General features: G+C 64.8%; 1 protein-coding gene. It reads right to left on the bottom strand.

Features of this window, described 5'->3' with window-relative positions:
* Nucleotides 1-33 precede the first annotated feature (33 nt).
* Nucleotides 34-946 (bottom strand): IS110 family transposase (locus A9310_RS23335; protein ID WP_065632621.1); only part of this gene is annotated, 913 nt, incomplete at its 5' end.

Genomic DNA, 946 nt, shown 5'->3' with positions numbered 1-946 from the left:
CGAGCCACGAAGACATCCCAGGGGTGCAAGGTGTCAAGCGGCGAGGTTGGCGCGGTGGTTCCAGGCGGTGTGTTCGTTGTAGAGGGTGCGGTGTTTGAGGCAGCCGTGGAGGATGCCGATGAGCCGGTTGGCGAGCGCACGCAAGGCTTGGGGGTGGGACTTCTTCTGATCTCGCAGGCTGTCGTAGTAGACGCGGGCGCCGGGACTGCCGGTCAGCGCGCTTTGCGCCATCGCCATGGCGGCGGCGTTGAGGCGGGTGTTGCGGATATGGCGGGCCAGCACGACGTGCCCTTTGCCTGAGGCGATGGTCCGTGGTGAGGTGCCGGCATAGTTTCTGCGAGACTTGGCGGTGGCATAGCGTTCGGGGTCGTCCCCGAACTCGCCAAGCATCCGGGCGCCGGTGATGTCACCGACTCCGGGCATGGACAGGTAGATCTCGGCGTCCGGATGCGCTCTAAAAGACTGGGCCATACTGGTTTCCAGTTGATCAATTTGGGTGTTGAGCGTCGTCAGCATGTTCACCGTCACGGTCACGGTCGCCGCATACGCTGCGGTAAGTGCCTCCGGTGCGCTCAGATGACCGCCCCCACGCAGGGCCTGCTGGATCTCGCGGGCACGGGTATCGGTATTGCGTTGGCGGCCACCCTGTTTCAGAGCTGATCGGATCGCCGCGACCGTCAGTGCCGCTCCCTGTCGTGGGGTGGGAGCGCGACGCAACACCGCCAGGCAGTCTTTGTGGGCGAGGTCGCCGCCGAAGGCATCGACCGCGGCCGGATAGTAGGCGCCCAGTTGAGCGCGCAACACGTTCTGTTGTGCTGAGCGCGCCCACACCAGATTCTGATGCGTACGGGCCATCACCGTGATCGCCTTGACCTCGACGGTGTCGGCGGCGACCAATCGATGATTGTGCCGGTCGGTCCGCACCAGATCAGCCAGCGTTTTCGCG

This window comes from Gordonia sp. UCD-TK1, from assembly GCF_001691435.1.
GTDB lineage: Bacteria > Actinomycetota > Actinomycetes > Mycobacteriales > Mycobacteriaceae > Gordonia > Gordonia hongkongensis.
This window is presented reverse-complemented; position numbering and strand designations above follow the sequence as displayed.